Origin of the sequence: Streptomyces sp. NPDC001599 (assembly GCF_042893535.1) — a bacterium.
In the GTDB taxonomy this organism is placed as follows: Bacteria; Actinomycetota; Actinomycetes; order Streptomycetales; family Streptomycetaceae; genus Streptomyces.
Genome location: NZ_JBIAVA010000003.1, coordinates 701,762 through 720,435, shown reverse-complemented (window position 1 = coordinate 720,435; position 18,674 = coordinate 701,762). Strand labels below are relative to the sequence as shown.

General features: G+C 72.7%; 20 protein-coding genes. 10 read left to right on the top strand and 10 right to left on the bottom strand.

Going from position 1 to position 18,674, the window contains the following annotated elements:
- Window positions 1–22: 22 nt before the first annotated feature.
- From malX to rpmF, 3 genes are all read left to right on the top strand, one after another.
- Window positions 23–1,672 carry a maltose/glucose-specific PTS transporter subunit IIBC gene (malX, locus tag ACFYZ3_RS12155; protein ID WP_388515791.1) on the top strand — a complete coding sequence of 550 codons (1,650 nt, stop codon included), beginning with the start codon at window positions 23–25 and terminating at the stop codon, window positions 1,670–1,672.
- Window positions 1,669–2,850, top strand: coding sequence for a MalY/PatB family protein (locus ACFYZ3_RS12150; protein WP_388515789.1), 1,182 nt, complete (start codon window positions 1,669–1,671; stop codon window positions 2,848–2,850). Before malX ends, ACFYZ3_RS12150 begins: the two co-directional genes overlap by 4 nt.
- Window positions 2,851–2,936: 86 nt before the next feature.
- On the top strand, window positions 2,937–3,107 hold the full coding sequence (rpmF, locus tag ACFYZ3_RS12145) for a 50S ribosomal protein L32 (RefSeq protein ID WP_388515787.1): 171 nt from the start codon (window positions 2,937–2,939) through the stop codon (window positions 3,105–3,107).
- 15 nt (window positions 3,108–3,122) lie between these two features.
- Here rpmF and ACFYZ3_RS12140 read toward each other — a convergent pair whose 3' ends face one another.
- From ACFYZ3_RS12140 to ACFYZ3_RS12125, 4 genes are read right to left on the bottom strand one after another with little or no spacing between them, the layout of a single operon-like run.
- Window positions 3,123–4,148: a DUF2891 domain-containing protein gene (locus tag ACFYZ3_RS12140; RefSeq protein ID WP_388515785.1), complete on the bottom strand. Its 1,026-nt coding sequence runs from the start codon at window positions 4,146–4,148 to the stop codon at window positions 3,123–3,125.
- Entirely contained in the window at window positions 4,148–4,798 is a 651-nt protein-coding gene (pcp, locus tag ACFYZ3_RS12135; protein ID WP_388515783.1) for a pyroglutamyl-peptidase I, read from the bottom strand. The genes ACFYZ3_RS12140 and pcp overlap by 1 nt, the downstream gene beginning before the upstream one ends.
- Before the next feature lie 49 nt (window positions 4,799–4,847).
- Window positions 4,848–5,822 (bottom strand): DUF979 domain-containing protein, encoded by a 975-nt coding sequence (locus ACFYZ3_RS12130; RefSeq protein WP_388515781.1) that lies wholly within the window; start codon window positions 5,820–5,822, stop codon window positions 4,848–4,850.
- A complete protein-coding gene (locus ACFYZ3_RS12125) occupies window positions 5,819–6,538 on the bottom strand; it encodes a DUF969 domain-containing protein (RefSeq protein WP_361001793.1) in 720 nt (239 codons plus the stop codon). The genes ACFYZ3_RS12130 and ACFYZ3_RS12125 overlap by 4 nt, the downstream gene beginning before the upstream one ends.
- Window positions 6,539–6,757: 219 nt before the next feature.
- Here ACFYZ3_RS12125 and ACFYZ3_RS12120 point away from each other — a divergent pair, with 219 nt between their 5' ends.
- The 3 genes from ACFYZ3_RS12120 to ACFYZ3_RS12110 are packed head-to-tail and all read left to right on the top strand — an operon-like array spanning window position 6,758 to window position 9,068.
- Entirely contained in the window at window positions 6,758–7,510 is a 753-nt protein-coding gene (locus ACFYZ3_RS12120) for a LamB/YcsF family protein (RefSeq protein WP_388515779.1), read from the top strand.
- Window positions 7,507–8,214: an allophanate hydrolase subunit 1 gene (locus tag ACFYZ3_RS12115; protein ID WP_388515777.1), complete on the top strand. Its 708-nt coding sequence runs from the start codon at window positions 7,507–7,509 to the stop codon at window positions 8,212–8,214. The genes ACFYZ3_RS12120 and ACFYZ3_RS12115 overlap by 4 nt, the downstream gene beginning before the upstream one ends.
- On the top strand, window positions 8,211–9,068 hold the full coding sequence (locus ACFYZ3_RS12110) for a biotin-dependent carboxyltransferase family protein (protein WP_388515775.1): 858 nt from the start codon (window positions 8,211–8,213) through the stop codon (window positions 9,066–9,068). Before ACFYZ3_RS12115 ends, ACFYZ3_RS12110 begins: the two co-directional genes overlap by 4 nt.
- Here ACFYZ3_RS12110 and ACFYZ3_RS12105 read toward each other — a convergent pair.
- The 4 genes from ACFYZ3_RS12105 to ACFYZ3_RS12090 form a co-directional block, all read right to left on the bottom strand.
- Entirely contained in the window at window positions 9,055–9,456 is a 402-nt protein-coding gene (locus tag ACFYZ3_RS12105; RefSeq protein ID WP_388515774.1) for a DUF2809 domain-containing protein, read from the bottom strand. The two genes, ACFYZ3_RS12110 and ACFYZ3_RS12105, sit on opposite strands and share 14 nt — an antisense overlap.
- 139 nt (window positions 9,457–9,595) lie before the next feature.
- Complete coding sequence (locus ACFYZ3_RS12100) at window positions 9,596–10,891, bottom strand: hypothetical protein (RefSeq protein WP_388515772.1); 1,296 nt, start codon at window positions 10,889–10,891, stop codon at window positions 9,596–9,598.
- The gene (locus ACFYZ3_RS12095; RefSeq protein WP_388515770.1) at window positions 10,885–11,406 is read right to left on the bottom strand and encodes a hypothetical protein; all 522 of its coding nucleotides are present in this window, start codon (window positions 11,404–11,406) and stop codon (window positions 10,885–10,887) included. Before ACFYZ3_RS12095 ends, ACFYZ3_RS12100 begins: the two co-directional genes overlap by 7 nt.
- A gap of 210 nt (window positions 11,407–11,616) precedes the next feature.
- A complete protein-coding gene (locus tag ACFYZ3_RS12090) occupies window positions 11,617–12,180 on the bottom strand; it encodes a TetR/AcrR family transcriptional regulator (RefSeq protein WP_388515768.1) in 564 nt (187 codons plus the stop codon).
- Window positions 12,181–12,283: 103 nt separating this feature from the next.
- On the opposite strand from ACFYZ3_RS12090, the gene ACFYZ3_RS12085 reads away from it, so the two are divergent.
- From ACFYZ3_RS12085 to rhaS, 4 genes are all read left to right on the top strand, one after another.
- On the top strand, window positions 12,284–13,192 hold the full coding sequence (locus ACFYZ3_RS12085; protein WP_388515766.1) for an NmrA family NAD(P)-binding protein: 909 nt from the start codon (window positions 12,284–12,286) through the stop codon (window positions 13,190–13,192).
- Window positions 13,193–13,272: 80 nt separating this feature from the next.
- The gene (locus tag ACFYZ3_RS12080; RefSeq protein WP_388515764.1) at window positions 13,273–13,719 is read left to right on the top strand and encodes a MarR family winged helix-turn-helix transcriptional regulator; all 447 of its coding nucleotides are present in this window, start codon (window positions 13,273–13,275) and stop codon (window positions 13,717–13,719) included.
- Window positions 13,712–15,214, top strand: a complete 1,503-nt coding sequence (locus tag ACFYZ3_RS12075) for an MFS transporter (protein ID WP_388515763.1) — start codon at window positions 13,712–13,714, stop codon at window positions 15,212–15,214. Before ACFYZ3_RS12080 ends, ACFYZ3_RS12075 begins: the two co-directional genes overlap by 8 nt.
- Window positions 15,215–15,457: 243 nt before the next feature.
- Window positions 15,458–16,537 (top strand): rhamnose ABC transporter substrate-binding protein, encoded by a 1,080-nt coding sequence (gene rhaS / locus ACFYZ3_RS12070; RefSeq protein WP_388515761.1) that lies wholly within the window; start codon window positions 15,458–15,460, stop codon window positions 16,535–16,537.
- Window positions 16,538–16,637: 100 nt separating this feature from the next.
- Here the strand turns inward: rhaS and ACFYZ3_RS12065 are convergent, their stop codons facing one another.
- Together ACFYZ3_RS12065 and ACFYZ3_RS12060 are read right to left on the bottom strand one after the other, a co-directional pair.
- Window positions 16,638–17,627, bottom strand: a complete 990-nt coding sequence (locus ACFYZ3_RS12065; protein ID WP_388515759.1) for an MASE1 domain-containing protein — start codon at window positions 17,625–17,627, stop codon at window positions 16,638–16,640.
- A 50-nt stretch (window positions 17,628–17,677) separates the two neighbouring features.
- Window positions 17,678–18,520 carry a PP2C family protein-serine/threonine phosphatase gene (locus ACFYZ3_RS12060; protein WP_388515757.1) on the bottom strand — a complete coding sequence of 281 codons (843 nt, stop codon included), beginning with the start codon at window positions 18,518–18,520 and terminating at the stop codon, window positions 17,678–17,680.
- Between the last annotated feature and the right edge of the window lie 154 nt (window positions 18,521–18,674).

Genomic DNA, 18,674 nt, shown 5'->3' with positions numbered 1-18,674 from the left:
CAGGCCCGAAAGTTCCGTACACATGCAGAAGACCAAGGCCGCGCTCTGGGAATTCCTCCAGGGCCTCGGCAAGACGTTCATGCTTCCGGTGGCCCTGCTCGCGTTCTGCGGCATCATGCTGGGCATCGGCTCCTCGCTGTCGAGTGACGCGGTCACTGACAACGTTGCCTTCCTGAAGGGCGAGGGCTTCCACCTCGTCTTCACCTGGATGGCCAACACGGGCCTGGTCGCCTTCACCTTCCTGCCCGTCCTCTTCGCCATGGCGATCCCGCTCGGCCTCGCCCGCGAGGACAAGGGCGTGGCCGCGTTCTCCGGTTTCGTCGGCTTCGTCGCCATGAACCTCGCGGTGAACTTCTACCTCACCGCCAAGGGCGTCGACTTCGAGGACGAGAAGGCCATCGAGCACTACGGCATAGCCGACGTGCTGGGTGTGCAGTCCATCGACACGGGACTGCTCGGCGCCGTGGCCGTTGGCATCGTTGTCAGCCTGCTCCACCGGCGCTTCCGCACCCAGCGGATGCCGGACGCGCTGGCCTTCTTCGGCGGGCTGCGCTTCGTCCCGATCGTCTCGGCCCTGGTCCTGAGCGTGCTGGGTCTGCTCATCCCGCTGGTGTGGCCGACCTTCAACGGCTGGATCAACGCGATCGGCCGGGGCATCGGGCACACGGGCGTCTTCGGACCGTTCTTCTTCGGCATGGGCGAGGTGCTGCTGCGCCCGATCGGCCTGCACCACATCCTCGTCGCCATGTTCCGCTTCACGGACGTCGGCGGCTCGGGAACCGTGTGCGGCGACCACGTCTCCGGCGCACTGAACCTGTTCTACGCCCAGCTGGACTGCTCGGCGGCACCCAACTCGGCCGTCACCGACGCCACGCACTTCCTCTCCCAGGGCAAGATGGCGGCCTACCTGGGCGGCCTGCCGGGCGCCGCGCTCGCGATGTACCACTGCGCCAGGCGCCAGATGCGTCCGGAGATCAAGGCCCTGCTCGTGTCCGGCGTGGTGGCCTGCGTGGTCGGCGGCATCACGGAGCCGCTGGAGTTCCTGTTCCTGTTCGTCGCCCCGTGGCTGTACCTCATCCACGCGGTCCTGGTGGGACTGGGCTTCCTCACGGCGGCCGTGCTCGGCGTGTTCATCGGCAACACGGACGGCAACGTCATCGACTGGCTCGTCTTCGGTGTGCTCCAGGGCTCGACGACCAAGTGGTATCTGGTGCCGGTGATCGCGGCGGTGTGGTTCGCCGCGTACTACTTCCTGTTCCGCTGGGCCATCACCCGCTTCGACCTCAAGACGCCCGGCCGGGAGGACCCGCCGGCGGACGACGAGCGCGACGAGCACGACGAGCACGAAGGGGCGAGTGACGCGGAACACGCGGAGGACCAGGACTCAGTGGCTCCTGAGCCGGCGCGCGAGCTGGTCGCGGGGAAGTACGACGCGGCCGCCATGCTCGACGCGATCGGCGGCGCCGGCAACATCCGGTCCCTGGACAACTGCATCACCCGCCTGCGCATGACGGTGGCGGACGCCGAAGAGGTGGACGAGGCACGGCTGAAGAAACTGGGGGCCGTCGGCGTCATCAAGCTCGACGCGCACAACGTCCAGGTCGTCATCGGTCCGCAGGTCCAGTCCGTGAAGGACGCCATCGCGACGATGATCCCGGCGGGCCGACGATGACCACGCCCCCGCCCGCGCCGTACGACTTCGACACACCGGTGGACCGGCGCGGCACCTGGTGCACGCAGTGGGACTACGTGCAGGACCGGTTCGGCGTGCCGGACCTGCTGCCGTTCACGATCTCCGACATGGACTTCGAGACCGCCCCCGAGGTGCTGGCGGCACTGCGCGGCCGTCTGGCCCACGGGGTGCTCGGCTACTCCCGCTGGCGCCAGGACGACTTCCTGTCCGCGATCGTGCACTGGTACGCGTCACGGCACGGTACGGCCGTGGACCCCGGGTCGGTGGTCTACGCGCCCTCCGTCGTCTACCAGGTCTCGCGGTTGCTGCACCTGTGGTCGCGGCCGGGTGACGGGGTGGTCGCCCACACCCCGATGTACGACGCGTTCCCCAGGACGGTCGCGGCGAGCGGTCGGCGGCTCCTGGAGTGTCCCCTGGACGACTGGCCGGAACTGGAACGGCTGCTGGCGCTCCCCGACACGGCGGTGCTGCTGCTGTGTTCGCCGCACAACCCGACCGGCAGGGTGTGGTCGGCCGCGGAGCTGGACCGGATGGCCCGGCTGTGCGCACGACACGGCGTCGCGGTCGTCAGCGACGAGATCCATTCCGACCTGGCCCACGCTCCGCACGTCCACCGTCCCTGGGTCCGCCACGGCGGCGACGGCCGCTGGGCCGTGGTCACCTCGGCGTCCAAGTCCTTCAACATCCCCGCGCTGACCGGCAGTTACGGCATCATCAACGATCCGGCCTCGCGCGAGGCCTACCTGCGTCACCTCAAGGACGCGGACGGGCTCTCCTCCCCCGCGGTGCTGTCGCTGGTCGGCCACATCGCCGCGTACCGCGAGGGGGCGCCCTGGCTGGACGCGCTGCGGACGTATCTCGCGGGCAACCTCGCGACGGTCGCCGACCGCCTCCGGGAGGCGTTCCCGGGGCTCGGCTGGCGGCCGCCGCAGGCGGGTTACCTGGCGTGGATCGACCTGCGCCCGCTGGGCGTCGACGACGAGGAGCTGCAACGGGAGCTGGTGGAGGTCGAGAAGGTGGCGGTCATGCCCGGGGCCGCCTACGGCTCCCCCGGGCGGGTACGGCTCAACGTCGGGTGCCCCCGGTCGAAGGCGGAGGCGGGCGTCGAGGCGTTGGTGCGGGCGCTGGGACGTCTCACCCGCACGGAGCGGCGATGAGCACCGGCGCTGCGGAACACGACGCGCTCAACATGAACATCGTTTTCATGTAGGGTCGGGGTTCCACGTCCGAGAGGAGCCTCACCATGGCCGTCCCCAAGCGCAAGATGTCCCGCAGCAACACCCGCCACCGCCGGGCCCAGTGGAAGGCGAGTACGCCGAATCTGGTGCCCGTGACGGTGGACGGGGTGACCCTGCGGGTTCCCGGGCACCTGGTGCCCGCGTACCGCCGCGGCCTCCTGCGCCCGGAGGACTGACCCTCCTCCCCCGCGTCAGTGCCGCGGAGCCGGCGGAGCCACCGGGTCGAGCGCCAGTGCGGCGAAGGTCGCCAGCCAGTGGTCGGTGGTGAAGTCACCGCGTTCCACCGCCGGCAGGCCGGCCGTGAGGTGCGCCCCCGCCGCCTCGTCCAGGCGGGCGCGGACCGGGCCGTCGGGCAGGGCGTCGGCGAGGGCGCGCAGCGCGGCGGCCCTGCTGAGCGTCAGACCGAGCAGATGGCCGATCTGCGGGTCGGCGTGGTCGGAGACGACCGGCACCTCCAGCAGGGCGCAGCGTGCCCCGGTCCCGAGCCCGGGCAGGAAGCGGTCGAGCCACCGCGCGAGCCGTTCCGGCGCGAGGACCCGGCGCATCGCGTCGGCCTCGGTGAGCGCCGGGGACAGGAAGTCCTGCCCCGACGGTTCCCAGTGCGCGGGCGCGTCGTGGTCGTCGGCGAACCAGCTCAGCAGGCGTTCCCGTACGGCCCGGTCGGTCCCGGCGGACAGTTCGCCCGAATCGAGGGCGAGGCCCAGCGCGAAGGCGCTGTTGGGGTGGTTGCCGTGGCGGACGGGATAGGTGGCCTTGGGCAGCCAGTCGGCCAGCAGTGCGTCGACGGCGTCCACGGCCGGTTCCAGTGCTCCGGCCCACCGTTGGCCCTCCGCGCCCCCGTGCGCCCGGCACTCGGCGGCGAGCGCGAGCAGCCACGCCCAGCCGTACGGACGCTCGAAGGAGGGGCGCTCGCGCAGGTAGGCGGCCTCCGTGGCGAGGTTCTCGGGGGTGAGGTGCCGGTCGAGGGCGGCGACGGCCTCCTCGGTGCCGGGCAGCGCGGGGGTGCCGCCGTGGCGGCGCAGCAGGCGGACCAGCAGCCAGTGCATGTGCACCGAGGAGTGCCAGTCGTAGGCGCCGTAGAAGGCGGGGTGCAGCGAGCGGGGTTCGAGCCGCTCGTCGGCGGAAGTGATCAGGTGGGCGGGGAAGTTGGGGTACTCGCGGGTGATGTTCGCCAGGGCGAGCTGGGCGAAGGGGGCCGCGTGGGTGCTGAGCGGCATCAGTGGGTGGCTCCTTCGGTGACCTTCAGGTCCTGCTCGGCGGGGGTGCGGGCGGCGGTGGCCAGCAGGGCGCGCAGGCCGTGGGCGACGGTGGCGGGCGGGAGGGCGGGCGCGGTGCCGTCGGGTACCTGTTCCGGCGCCCAGGGCACGTGCGCGAAGCCGCCTCGTATGTGCGGGAACTCGGTGGCGATGAGGTGGCCGAGGCCGTAGGCCACGTGGTTGCAGACGAAGGTGCCGGCCGTGTTGGAGACGGCGGCCGGGACCCCCGCCTCGCGCATCGCGGCGACGCAGGCCTTGACGGGGAGGGTGGAGAAGTAGGCGGCGGGGCCGTCCGGAACAACGGGTTCGTCGATGGGCTGCCCGCCGGCGTTGTCGGGGATGCGGGCGTCGTCGACGTTGATGCCGACGCGCTCGACGGTGACCCCCGGGCGCCCGCCCGCCTGCCCCAGGCAGAGCACCAGGTCGGGGTCGCCGGCCCGGATGGCCTCGCGCAGGGCGTCGAGGGACTCGCCGAAGACACAGGGCAGTTCGGCGGCGGTGACCGCGAGCCCGGCGGGCGGTTCGGCGGCCACCAGGGAGGCCGCCTGCCAGGAGGGGTTCACCCGCTCCCCGCCGAAGGGGGCGAAGCCGGTGATGAGGACACGGGTCATGGGCGTTCCTTGCCGTGCGGGTCGGATGGCGGGCGCGGGGGGGGCGGGGTCAGAAGGCGAAGAGCGCCATGATCACCGTGCAGCAGCCGAGCAGTGCGATGCCCGTCGGGAGCTGTGCCTTGATCGGCCCGTACTGGTCCTTCAGTTCGAGCAGGGTGGCCGGGACGATGTTGAAGTTGGCGGCCATCGGCGTGCACAGGGTGCCGGCGAAGCCGGCCAGCATGCCGATCGCGAGGACGGCCGGCTCGTTGCCGTGCATCTGCTGGATGAGTACGGGCCAGCCGATCGCCGCCGTCATCACCGGGAAGGCGGCGAAGGCATTGCCCATGATGACGGTGAACAGGAACATGCCCACGCAGTACGCCACGACGGCGAAGTACTTCGAGTCCTCGGGCAGGACCTTGTTCATGATGTCGCCGACCTGGTCGCCGACCCCGGCGGCGGCGAAGATCGAGCCGAGCACGGCGAGGAGCTGGGGCAGCAGCAGGGCGGAGCCCATCGCCTCCAGCATGGAGCGGCCGGAGTGGATCGGGACGGAGAGCTTCTTCTCGCCGGTGACGAGCATGCCGACGACGAGCGCGGCGATACAGCCGAGGCCGAGCCCGAGCAGGGTGGCCTTGCCGGTCTCGAAGAGCCCGGACTCGTCGAGGACGGAGGCGCAGACGATGGCGACGAGCGGAATGGTCAGCGCGGGGACGAAGATCTTGTTGCCGAGCCGGGCGGCCGCTGCCTCGCGCTGCTCGCCGGTGGTGGTGACCGGGACGCCCTTGCCGAGGAAGTTGAAGCCGGCCAGCACGATCAGGGCGAGGACGGCGACACCGAGCGGCTCGGCGGGCAGGGTCCAGCCGCCGTTGCCCGCGGTGGCGTTGGCGACTCCGGTGCCGTAGGGGAAGGTGAGTCCGAGCAGGCCCCAGAAGGCGGCGGACGTCCACCGCTTGGGGTTGCTGCGGTCGGTGGCCATCTGCACGGCCATGACGACGAAGACGAGGCCTATCAGCCAGTACAGCCATTCGACCTTGATCACTTGTCGGCCCCCTCGGGAAGCGGCAGGTCGTGTTCGGCTGCGGCCTGCGCCATCTCGCGTTCGAGCTGCCTGTCCATGAGCAGCAGCCGGGCGCCGTGGATGAGGAAGGCGCAGACGGCGAGCGGGATCGCCCACAGGGCGAGCTGGGTCGGCTCGATGTCCTGGTGGTACGTGGAGTTCACGAAGCCGGTGATCAGCAGGATGGAGCCGATGGCGATGAAGCAGTCCTCGCCGAAGAAGACGCCCACGGTGTCGGCCGAGGCCGAGTAGGAACGGACCTTCTCGCGCCACTTGTCGGTCAGCTTGGCCCCGGTGGAGCGTTCGGCGGCGGCCTCGGCCATGGGTGCCACCAGGGGCCGCACGGTCTGGGCGGGGCCGCCGATGCTGTTCAGGCCGAAGGCCGCGGTGACCTGCCGGACCAGCAGGTAGACGGTGAGGAACCGGCCGGCGCTGAGCTTGCCCAGGCGGCCGATGAGATTGCGGGCCTGCTCGCGCAGGCCGTAGCGCTCGAGCAGCCCGATCACCGGGAGCACGATGGCGTAGACGGTGACCGAGCGGCTGTCGGCGAAGGACCGGCCGAAGGCCGCGAGGACCTCCAGCGGGTTCATCTTGCCGAGCAGTCCGGTGACGATACCGGCGACGCCCACCACGAGGACGGGGTTGCGGCGCGTGACGAATCCGAGGATCACCACGACCACACCGAGGAGAACGATCATTCGGTGGCCTTCTTCAGGCATGAGGGGGCAGGGCACGGATCCGGAGCTTCGGAACGTGACTCATGTGGTCCCGGGGACCATAGCTCCAGATGCATGGCAGATGCACGGACACTAGCGATCGTTGAACGATCTAACAAGAGGTGAATCCTCACCGGGTCCGCGAGGAGTCGAGAGGGGCTTCTCTTGTCGGATCGTTCAACGATCGTCTACTTTCGAGGTGTGATCGACCTCAACGCAGATCTCGGTGAAGGCTTCGGCCGCTGGACCCTCACCGACGACGACGCCCTGCTCTCCGTCGTCACCAGCGCCAACGTCGCCTGCGGCTTCCACGCGGGCGACCCCTCGGTGATGCGCCGCGTCTGCGACCTCGCCGCGGAGCGCGGGGTGCGGATCGGGGCGCAGGTGTCCTACCGCGACCTGGCGGGCTTCGGCCGGCGCGCCATGGACGTGCCCTCCGACGAGCTGGCGGCCGAGGTGGCCTACCAGATCGGCGCGCTCCGCGTGTTCGCCGAGGCCGCGGGCGCCCAGGTCGCCTACGTGAAGCCGCACGGCGCGCTCTACAACCGCACCGTCCACGACGACGGTCAGGCCCGTGCCGTCGTGGCCGGGGTACGGCTGGCGGGCGGCGCGCTGCCCGTGCTCGGCCTCCCGGGCTCGCGGCTGCTCACGGCCGCCGCGGAGGCGGGTCTCACCGGCGTCCCGGAGGCCTTCGCGGACCGTGCGTACACCGCGCAGGGCAGCTTGGTCCCCCGCAGCGAGGCGGGCTCGGTGGTGATGGACGAGGACGCGGTGGTGCGCCGCGCGCTGGCGTTCGCCGTGGCGGGCTCCGTCGAGGCCGTGGACGGTACGGCCGTCGCGGTCGCCGCCCGCTCCCTGTGCGTGCACGGCGACACCCCGAACGCCGCCCGGATCGCGGCCCGGGTGCGCGAGGCGCTGGAGACGGCCGGGGTGGCAATCGGGGCGTTCGCATGACGGACGGACGGTCCCTCACGGCGCGCCCGGCGGGCCGGCACGCGCTGCTGGTGGAGTTGCCCGACGCCGAGCACACCGCGGCCTTCCACGCGGAAGTGCTGCGCCGCCGCGCCGCCGGGGCCCTGCCGCCGGTCACCGAGGTCGTGCCGGGGGCGCGGACCGTCCTGCTCGACGGAGTGCCGGACCCGGACGCGCTGGCCCGCCGGGTCGCCGACTGGCAGGTGCCGCCGGTCGCGGACGACACGGGCGCCGTGGTGGAGATACCCGTGCGCTACGACGGGCCGGACCTGGCCGACGTGGCGGCCCTGTGGGGCGTCGGTCCCGACGAGGTCGGTGCCCTCCACCGCTCGCACACCTACCGGGTCGCGTTCTGCGGCTTCGCCCCCGGGTTCGGCTATCTCACCGGACTGCCCCCTCGGCTGCACGTCCCCCGCCGGTCCACGCCCAGGACCCGCGTCCCGGCCGGCGCGGTGGCCCTCGCCGGTCCCTACAGCGCGGTCTACCCCCGCGCCACGCCGGGCGGCTGGCAGCTGATCGGCACCATGCCCGACCCACGGCCGTTGTGGGACCCGGCGCGGGAGCGGGCGGCGCTCCTCACTCCGGGGACACGTGTGCGATTTGTCACGGCGGACGACGCCACGGCGGACCGCACCGGGACCGGCGACGGCCCGGCGGACGGGACGAGCCCGGAGGCCGGGGCATGACCACCACACTCACGACGGTGCGCTCGGGAGCGCTCACGACGGTGCAGGACGCGGGCCGGCCCGGCCACGCCCACCTGGGGGTGCCCCGCTCCGGCGCGCTGGACGCGCCCGCGATGCGGCTCGCCAACCGGCTCCTCGGCAACGACCCGGACACCGCCGTCCTGGAGACGACCCTGACCGGCTGCGCCCTGCGTCCCGACCGGGACCTCACCGCCGTGGTCGGCGGGGCGCCCTGCCCGGTCACGGTCGACGGCAGGCCGGCCGCCTGGGGCGCCCCGGTGCGGGTGCCGGCCGGCTCGGTCCTGGACGTGGGGACCGCGACCGCGGGCGTCCGCTCGTACGTGGCCGTCGCGGGCGGCATCGCCGCCGAGCCCGTCCTGGGCAGCCGTTCGACGGACCTGCTGTCCGGGCTGGGTCCCGAGCCCCTGCGGGACGGGGACGTCCTGGTGGTGGGCGCCCCCGCGCGGCCCGCGCCGCCGCCGGTCGCCGCCCCCTGGCCCGCACCGCCGGGCGAACTGGTCCTGCCGGTCCGCCCGGGCCCGCGCGCCGACTGGTTCACGCCGGCCGCGCTGCGCACGCTCACCTCGGCCGCCTACCGTGTCTCCCCGCACAGCAACCGCATCGGCCTGCGCACCGAGGGCCCTCCGCTCGAGCGGGCCTCGACGGGCGAACTGCCCAGCGAGGGCATGGTCCTGGGCGCCGTGCAGGTCCCGCCGGACGGCCGCCCGGTGATCTTCCTGCACGACCACCCGACGACGGGGGGCTACCCGGTGGCCGCGGTCGTCGCGGAGCAGGATCTCGCCGCCGCGGCCCAGGCCGTGGCCGGAACTCCGGTGCGCTTCACGCTCGCCTGACGGCCAGTAGGCCGGCCGCCGCGCCGACCGCGTACCAGAACAGATCCGGTGCGTTGAACGTGGAACCGAGCACCAGACGGGCCGCCGTGCTCTGCTCGGCGAGGTGCGCCGGCACGCCGCTGAGCTGGAGGAACTCCACACCCCAACTCACCGCAAGAGCCAGGGCTGCGGCCTTCGCCGGTGCCGTCCTCGGCGCCGCCACGAACACGAGGGCGAACAGCAGCAGGGTGTACAGCGCGTCGCCGCCGTACTTGGCCGCCTCACCCGCCGCCAAGGCCCTGAGCGCCAGTCCGGCGCCGACGATCAACGCCGCGGACACCGCCGCCGCCGACCGCGTCCGCCTCGGGTCGTCCCGCACGGCGCCGCGGGCCGGAGAAGAGGAAACCATGCGCCCATTGTGCGGTCGGTTCCGCTGCCGACTCGCCACGGCAGGCGGCGGACGCACGCAGACCTCGGGCAGCATCGTCTCGCACCGCACGACCGCATGGTGACTCCTGGCCGTTCTGCGGTCCGCGCGGCCGAGACGGTCAGCAGGTGGGGACGCCCGGGAGCCAGGAGTCGGCCACGTCGACGAAGATGTTGGAGACGTAACCGCCGTAGTCGGGCAGGTAGGACCAGGCGTCGTTGCTGTAGCCGTCGTAGTTCACGAGTTGGCCGTGGACCTGGCACCGCACCCGTACGGTCGTGGGCCCGGGCAGGCTCGCCACGCGGGTGGAGTCGGTCGTCGCCTGCTGCCGCACGCTCACGTCGGTCCCCCAGGTCGGGAAGGACGTGGTGTCGCCGCCGCCCTCGGTCCACAGGTAGGTGACGGTCACCCAGCCGTTGTCGTTCAGGCCGACGTTGTAGAAGGTGCCGTCGGCGAGGTCGATGCCGGCCGGGTTGGCGACCTGCCGGCCGAACTCGTCGCGTCCGCCGTTGTACCCGTCCTCGTAGGCGGCCTGCGCCTCGGGCAGCCCCTGCGGCAGGTCCTTCCACTGCTCGCGCACCGACGAGGGGTTCCAGTGGTCGTCGTGCGTGTTCCACGGGCCGACGTCCCACACCGGCGCCGTCTCGCAGCGGACGGGCCCGCACACCTGCACCGAGTACTGGCCGCTGCCGTTCGGCGACAGGGCGCGGCGGGAGGGGAGCGCCACGAAGTGGTCGTCGGCCTGGATGACGTGACCGTTGGCGGTGGTGTGCCCGACGAGGCCCTCGCGGGTGGCGTAGACGCGGGCGGAGAAGGCGGCGGCCCTGGTCGCCGGTGCGGGCTCGGCGGGGGCGGTGCCCGCGTCGTCCGCCGTCAGGGTCATCGCGCGCACGGCCGCGGTGGGCCCGCCCCTGGCGTTCCACAGGGTGAGCCGGGCCTGGACGTCGACCACGTCACGGGGCAGCTCGGCCGGGGCGCCGGCCGCCGCCCGCCGCCACTCGGTCCAGGTGCCGTCGGCCGCGCGCCCGCGCACGTCGACCTCGACTCCCGCCGTGTCGGGCACCGTCGCGTCGAGGTCCACGGCGACCCGGTCGACGGGCCGGTCGACGTGGTGCGGGTCCAGTACGGCGGAGGCGTAGCCGCGGTCCCGGCCCAGGGAGGCGGCGCCGAGGGAGCCGTCCCGCACCCGCAGGGCTCCCGCGTCGTACCGGACGTTGACGTCGTCGGTGCCGGTCCTGGACAGGTCCGCGCGCCAGGACACCGGAGCGGGCGGAACGGCGGCGTCGGCGGCCGGTGCGGGCGCTGCGGCGAGCGTCGTACCGGCGAGGGCGAGCAGGCACACCGTGCCGGTCAGGGCGCGGGTGGTGCGGGGTCTGCGACGCGGGGCGGATCCGCGCCGGGGGGAAGAGGTCAGCATGTGGGCACTCCTGGGAGCCGGGCGTCGTCGACGTCGACGAAGATGTCGGAGACGTAGCCGCCGTGGTCGGGCAGGTACGACCAGGCGTCGTTGCTGTAGCCGTCGTACTCGACGAGGCCGCCGTGGACCTGGCAGGCCACGCGGACGGACGTCGGTCCGGGCGGACTCGCCACCCGAGCGGAGTCGGACGTCGGCTGCTGACGGGCGCTCATGTCCGTGCCCCGGGTGGGGAACGGGGTGCCGGTGGCGCCGTCGTCGCCCCGGACCGCGCTCATGCGGTACGCCCGGTCCCGGCTCGGGCCGGGGTCGGGGTGGTGGTTGCCGGGGACCTCGCCGGCCGAGCGGGCGTGCCAGGCGGTGTCGCCCTCGCGGACCGCCTGGGTGATCTGCCCGTCGGGGGACCGCACGTCGGCCGCGCGGGCGAACGCCGCCGCGTTGACCGGGGTGCCGGGCGGGGCGGCGGCCGTGGCGCCCCGTGCGGTTCGCGGGCGTCCGACGGGGAGTCCGGAGGACATGTGGGGGCGCTCCGCTCTCTCCGGCGCCCGAAGGTGGGGGGTGCGGGGTCGCGGCCTCGCGGGCACCGGAGGGCGCGGCCGACCGGACGGGCGGGCCGAACCTGCCTGCCCGGCGGGGAAGTTGTCCGCGCTCCGGTAGCCGCATGATGGACGCCCCGCCTTGTCGTGAGCAAGTCATTGCAGCCAGGGTGCAAGACCCGGCCGCCGCACTCACCCCGTGGGACTGATGCCCCGGACGGTCAGTTCCAGCAGGCGTCGCCCCTCGGCGGCGGGGTCGGCGTGGCGCTCCGTGGCCAGGGCGATGCCCGTGACCAGCGCGAGGAGGTCTGCCGCGGTGACGTCCGGCGCCACCGCCCCGCTCTCTGCGGCGCGCCGCAGCAGCGGCTCGACCGCCCCTTCGAGCTTCACCGAGCAGGCGCTCACCTGCTCCGGTTCGACCAGCCGGTCCTGGGCCAGCGCCTCGGCCATGCCCCGCGCGGACGCGGCGTACTCGGTGAGCCCGTCCAGCCAGTCCAGGAGGGCGGCGCGGGCGTCCACCGCTTCCGCCGACACGACCGCGCGCGCACACAGCGACTCGATCCGCTCACGGAACACCGCCTCCAGCAAGGCGGCGCGTCCGGGGAAGTGCCGGCGCACCGTGGCCGAGCCGACACCCGCGACACGGGCGATCCGCTCCAGGGAGGCGTCGGCGCCGTGCGCGGCGACCTCGCGCTCGGCGACGGCCAGGATCCGGGCGTAGTTGCGCCGTGCGTCCGCGCGCTGGTGCTGGGGCATGGCGTCCTCTCGGCATTGCTAAACGGCGGGGCCCTCCGTATCGTACCCGGCAGCTAAGTGGCGGGCCCCGCCACTTATTCGCCCTCACCCGGGAGACTCACCCATGCCCATTTCCCCCGCCCCCGTCCTCGTCACCGGCGCGACCGGCCGGCAGGGCGGCGCGACCGCCCGCGCCCTGCTCGCGTCCGGCGTTCCGGTCCGGGCCCTGGTCCGCGACCCCTCGACCGAGCGGGCCCGGACGGTCGCGGCGCTCGGCGCCGAACTGGTCGTCGGGGACCTGGACGACCGCGACTCGGTGGTCCGGGCCGCCGCGGGGGCCCGCGCCGTCTTCTCGGTCCAGATGCCCGACTTCGGCCGGCGCGGCTTCGAGGGGGAGGTCGACCAGGCCGTCCACCTGATCGAGGGCGCCCGGGAGGCCGGGGTGCCCCAGTTCGTGCACACCTCCGTCTCCGGCGCCGGGCAGCACACCAGCTGGGTGAAGGACCGCTGGGAATGGATGGACCCCTACTACTCCGCGAAGGCCGGGATCCAGGACCGGGTGCGCGAGGCGGGGTTCGCGCACTGGACGATCGTCAAGCCGGGCTACTTCATGGAGAACCTGCTCCCCTCGGAGGCCATCGTCTTCCCGCGGGGCGTACGAGGGGGCCTGGTGAGCCTCCTGAAGCCCACGACCCGGCTGTCCCTCGTCGCGGTCGACGACATCGGTGCGACCGTCGCGGCCGCGGTGGCGGAGCCCGAGCGGTTCGACCGGGTCGAACTGGAGCTGGCGAGCGACCTGCTGACGATGACGGAGATCGCCGAGATCCTCTCCGGACGCCTGGGCACGACCCTGACCCCGCCCGACATGACCGAGGACGAGGCGGTCGCCGCCGGGATGCCCGACATGGGCTTCGGGCAGGCGTCCCTCAACGAGTTCCCCCAGCCCGCTCTCCCGCGGTTCGCCCGCGACCTGGGCATTTCCCTCACCCCCTTCAGGACCTGGACAACGGCACACGTATCGGCCTCGGTCTGACGCACGGGGCCTCGGGCGACACGGGACGTAATCTACAGCCGAAGCTGTACAGGTCACCCTGTGCATATTAGCCTGGGGGCATGAGCGAGAACGAGAGCCCCTCCCCCTCGGCGGTCCAGGCCTCGCGGGAGGTCCGAGCGGTCATCAGCCGGCTGCGCCGGCGCATCCTCAAGGCCTCCGAGGTCGAGGACCTCACTCTGGGCCAGGCCTCGGTGCTGGCCCGGCTCTCCGACCAGGGGGGCGTCACGGCCAGCGAACTCGCCGCGACCGAGGGGGTCAGGCACCAGTCGATGACGGCGACGGTCACCGCGCTCGCCTCCATGGGGCTGGTGGAGCGGCATCCCGACCCGGACGACGGACGGCGCCTGCTGATCACGGTGACCGCGGAGGGCGTCCGTCGCGTGGCGGAGGGGCGGCAGGCCCGCACGGAATGGCTCACGGGCCGGTTGCAGGACAGGTGCACCGAGGAGGAGCGCCGGACCGTGATCGCGGCCATGGCCGTACTGGAGCGGCTGAACCATGACTGACGCGAAGGCGGCCCCGGAGGCGGGTACGGACGCCTCCGGCTTCGACCGCGGACTGCTGCCGCCGATGCTGCTGGGTTCGGTGCTCAACCCGATCAACTCGACGATCATCGCGGTCGCCCTCGTCCCGATCGGCAGGGCGCTCGGCGCACCGGCCTCGCAGACCGCCTGGCTCGTCTCCGCCCTCTACCTGGCCACGTCGCTCGGGCAGCCGGTCGCCGGCCGGCTGGTCGACGTCTTCGGCCCGCGCCGGCTCTTCCTCCTCAGTACCGGCCTGGTCGGCGTCGCCGGTGTCGTGGGTGCCCTCGCGCCCAGCCTGGGTGTCCTGATCGGCGCGCGGGTCCTGCTCGGGTTCGGCACCTGCGCGGGCTATCCCGCGGCGATGGCCCTGGTGCGCAGCGAGGCCGAGCGCACCGGACGGCACAGCCCCGGCGGGGTGCTCACCGCGCTGGCCGTGGCCAACCAGACGGTCGCCGTCGTCGGGCCGCTGCTGGGCGGGCTGCTGATCGCGGTGGGCGGCTGGCGTGCCACCTTCGCGCTGAACGTACCCCTGGCCCTCGCGGCCGTGCTGCTGGGGCTGCTGCGACTGCCCAAGGCGGAGCCCGTGGAGAAGCCCACGGGCGGATCCACTGGCCGATCCGGTGGCGGATCCAGTGGCGGATCCGCTGGCCGATCCGGTGGCGGATCCAGTGGCGGATCCACGCCGCGCGGGAGCCTGGCCGCCCGGCTCGATCTGCCCGGCATGGGACTGTTCGCCGCGATGCTCGTCGCGCTGCTGCTCTTCCTGATGAACCCGCACCTGCGCGACTGGTACCTGCTCGCGCTCGCCGCCGCCGCGGGAGCCGCGTTCGCGGCACGGGAACTGCGGGCCGCCACGCCCTTCATAGACCTGCGGGTGCTCGGCGGCAACACTCCGCTCCTGGCCACCTACGGGCGGGCGCTCGTCGCCTACGTCGTCGCGTACTCCTTCCTTTACGGCTTCACCCAGTGGACCGAGGAGGGCTTCGGGCTGAGCCCCTTCCACGCCGGTCTGGCGCAGATCCCCATGTTCCTGCTGGCGATAGGAATCTCGATCCTCTCGGGCCGCAGCACGGGCGTGCGGGGCAAGCTGCTGCTCGGCGCGGTCGGACAGATCGCCGCGTGCCTGGTGATCCTCACGCTGGGCGGGGACAGCCCGCTGTGGATGCTGCTGCTGGTCGCCCTGATCTTCGGCGTCCCGCAGGGGCTGAACAACCTGGCCCTGCAGAACTCCGTCTACTTCCAGGCCGCCCCGGAGCGCACCGCCTCCTCCGCCGGGCTGCTGCGCACCTTCGCCTACATCGGCTCGATGGTCGCCTCCTCCGCGACCGCGTCCTCCTTCGGGCAGCACGCCGACACCGGCGGCCTGCACCGGCTGGCCTGGGTGATGCTCGGCGCCGGCGTGCTCTACCTGCTGCTCACCCTCTTCGACCGCACGCTCGGCCGGGCGCCCGGGACGGGCACGCGGGCACCGGTCTGAGCAACCCCCGCAGGGGCAGGCCCGAGGGGCCGCGGGCCCAAGAACTGTTTCCCGCAAGTGCATTGACCACAACGGCGTTTGTGCCTAGCGTCCCGGTCAAGCTCGATTGAATCCTTTCAGTGCCCTGGCCCCACGCTCGGGCGGCCCCCACGCGACTGACGCGCACCCGTAAGACCGCCATGGCTGAACGCACCTGGTGAACGGTCTTCGGGCCACCGCGTGTCGACTCATCGAAAGAAGCACATGCACCGAACCCCCGCACGCCGTGCCTCCGTCCTCGTCGCCGCCGTGTCCTCACTCAGTCTCCTCACCGCCGGGTGCGGCGACGGAGACGGCCCCGCGGACGACGACACGGCGACGAACGCCAAGAACGCCGAGGCCTCCCCCAACGCCCCCACCAAGACGGGTCTGACCGTCGGCTTCCTTCCCAAGCAGGTCAACACCCCGTACTTCTCGGTCGCCGACCGTGGCGGGGAGCGCGCCGTCAAGTCACTGGGCTCGACCTTCAAGGAGGTGGGCACGGACCAGGGCGCCGACGCCTCCGGGCAGGTGGCGCACATCAACGACCTCACCGAGCAGAAGGCCGACGCGATCGCCGTCTCGGCGCTGGACCCCGACGCGCTGTGCGACGCCCTCAAGAAGGCCATGGCAGAGGGCGTCAAGGTCGTCACCTACGACTCCGACACGAAGCCCGAGTGCCGCTCCGCCTTCGTCTCGCCCGCGAGCCCCGAGGACATCGCCGTACGGCAGCTGGAACTGCTCGGCGAGCAGATCGGCTACAAGGGCGACATCGCGATCCTGTCCGCCGCGCGGACGGCGACCAACCAGAACGCCTGGATCAGCAGCATCAAGAGGGAGCTGGAGGATCCGCGGTACAAGGAGATGCGGCTGGTGGACGTCGTCTACGGCGACGACGAGGCCGAGAAGTCCTACCGGAGGGCCGAGGAACTGCTCCGGGAGCACGGGAAGCTGAAGGGGATCATCTCCCCCACCACCAACGGGATCAAGGCGGCCGCGAAGTACCTGTCCCAGTCGGAGTACAAGGGCGAGGTGAAGCTCACCGGGCTCGGCGCCCCCAACGACATGCGTCCCTACATCGAGGACGGCACGGTGGAGGCGTTCGTGCTGTGGGACCCGGCCAAGCTCGGCGAGCTGGCCGGTCACGCCGCGGTGGCCCTCGCCTCCGGACAGATCACCGGCCGGGAGGGACAGATGTTCCTGGCCGGGGACATGGGCTGGTTCCAGCTCACCGGGAACGGGGTCATCACCCTCGGTGATCCGACGGTCTTCGACGCCGGGAACATCGACGACTACGACTTCTGACGCCCGCGCGCACTGGCCCGGACGACTGCCGTCCGGGCAGGTGCCGTCCGGGCAGGTGCCGTCCGGGCAGGTGCCGTCGGCGCGGACCCCGGCACCGCGCTCACCGCCCGTCTCCTCCGGGCGGGCCCGGAGTCCCGGAGCCGCCGGCGTTCAGGTGCTGGAGCGCCTCGACCAGCTCGTGGCAGGCGCGCTCCACCGACCGTCTGGTGTTGAGCTGTTCACTGATCACCGCGGAGAGCAGGAGCGCGGTCAGTCCCAGGGTGCCGTTGAACGCCTGGAGCTTCATCATCGTCTCGATGTCGGTCAGCTTCCCGAAGGAGCCGCCCTCCTGCCGGGCCACGACGGTGGCCGTCACCGACACGAACAGGGCGCACGGGATGCCGCCCGCCAGCTGGAAGCGCAGCGCCGACCAGATCAGGATCGGGTAGGCGAGGAACAGCACGCTGACCGAGCTGTACATGATCAGCGGTACGAGGACGCACACGACCACGGTGAGCCCGGCGGCCTCGGTCCAGCGCACCGACGGGGGCGGCAGGCGGGCGCGGTACAGCAGGAGCAGCAGCGGGGTGACCAGGACGACGCCCATGGCATCACCGACCCACCAGGCCAGCCAGACGAGCCCGAGGTGGTCGGTGGGGAGTTTGCCGGACAGCACGAGCATGCCGATGCCCGTTCCCGAACTGATCAGCATCGCGGTCAGCGCCCCCAGGAAGACGAGGGCCAGTCCGTCGCGCAGCCGGCTCAGGCTCACCCGGAACCCCACCGCGCGCAGCATCAGCCAGGCGCAGACGGGGGCGGCGGTGTTGCCCGCCACGATGCCCGCGGTCTCGGGCCCGGGGGCTCCCAGGGAGACGATGACCAGCAGCGCGCCGAGGGCGATGCCCGGCACGCACCACGGACCGAACAGGAGCAGGCAGGCCACCGCGAGGCCGGTGGGCGGCCAGATGGGCGTGACGACCGAACCGTCGGCGGTCAGCTGCTGCGACAGCCCGAGCCGCCCCGCCGCGTAGTAGCAGCCGGCGAGCAGCAGCGTCGCGCAGGTGAGGACGACCGGTCGGGGCCACGCACGGATACCCACCACAGCAGCCATCAGACACCGGTGCCGCCGGGTCGGCGAGGTGAGAGGCGCTCCGTGGCGCCCTACGGCGTAACGCCGCGCGTGGCGCCACGCCGGTCATGGCCGACGACGAGCACGGCCGCGTCGTCCTCGTGACCGATCAGCTCGGCGTTCTTCAGCACGGCGGCCGCCAGCGCGTTCGCCTCCATGCCGACGACGGCGGCGAGGCTAGCCAGTCGCACCACCCGTTCCAGGCCTTCGTCGACGCTCAGCGAGGGTCCCTCGACCACGCCGTCGGTGACCAGGACGAACACTCCGCCGGTGGCGAGCCGGTACCGGGTCACCGGGTACTCGGTGCCCTCCAGGACTCCCAGCGGGGGTCCGCCCTCGTCGCGGCAGACCTCCGCCCTGCCGTCCGCCGTGGCCCTCACGCAGGGGATGTGGCCGGCCCGGGCGCTCTCCAGGAGGCCGGTCGCCGGGTCGTAGCGCATGAAGGTGCAGGTGGCGAACAGGTCCTTGTTGAGGGACAGGACCAGTTCGTTCGTGCAGGCCAGCAGGTCGCCGGGCTCGCTGGTCACGGAGGCCAGCGCCCGCAGGCCGACCCGGACCTGGCCCATGAAGGCGGCCGCGTCGACGGCGTGGCCCTGGACGTCACCGACGGAGAGGCCGATGCGCCCGTCGGGGAGGGTGAAGGCGTCGTACCAGTCGCCGCCCACGTTGAGCCCGGCGTACGCGGGCGAGTAGCACGCCGCCAGGTGGATGCCGGGGACGGCGGGCAGGTCCGCGGGGAGCATGTCGCGCTGCAGGGCGATCGCCAGCTCCACCTGCGACCGCCGCAGCTCGGCGAGCTCCTTCGCCCGTGTGGTCAGCGAGGCCAGCCGGGCGAGCAGCTCTTCACCGTCAGGTGCGGGACGTTTGCGGAACATCGACCACTCCCGGCCAGGCCGCCTCTCCCGGCAGGAACCTCACGGCCCCCTGGACAGTGCAAGTCTGTCACCCGGGACGGAAAAGGTCATGCCGGGGCCGGTGGCAGGCGGGTTGCGGGCCGGTGGCGGCGGCACGGCGGAAGCGGGCGGCGTC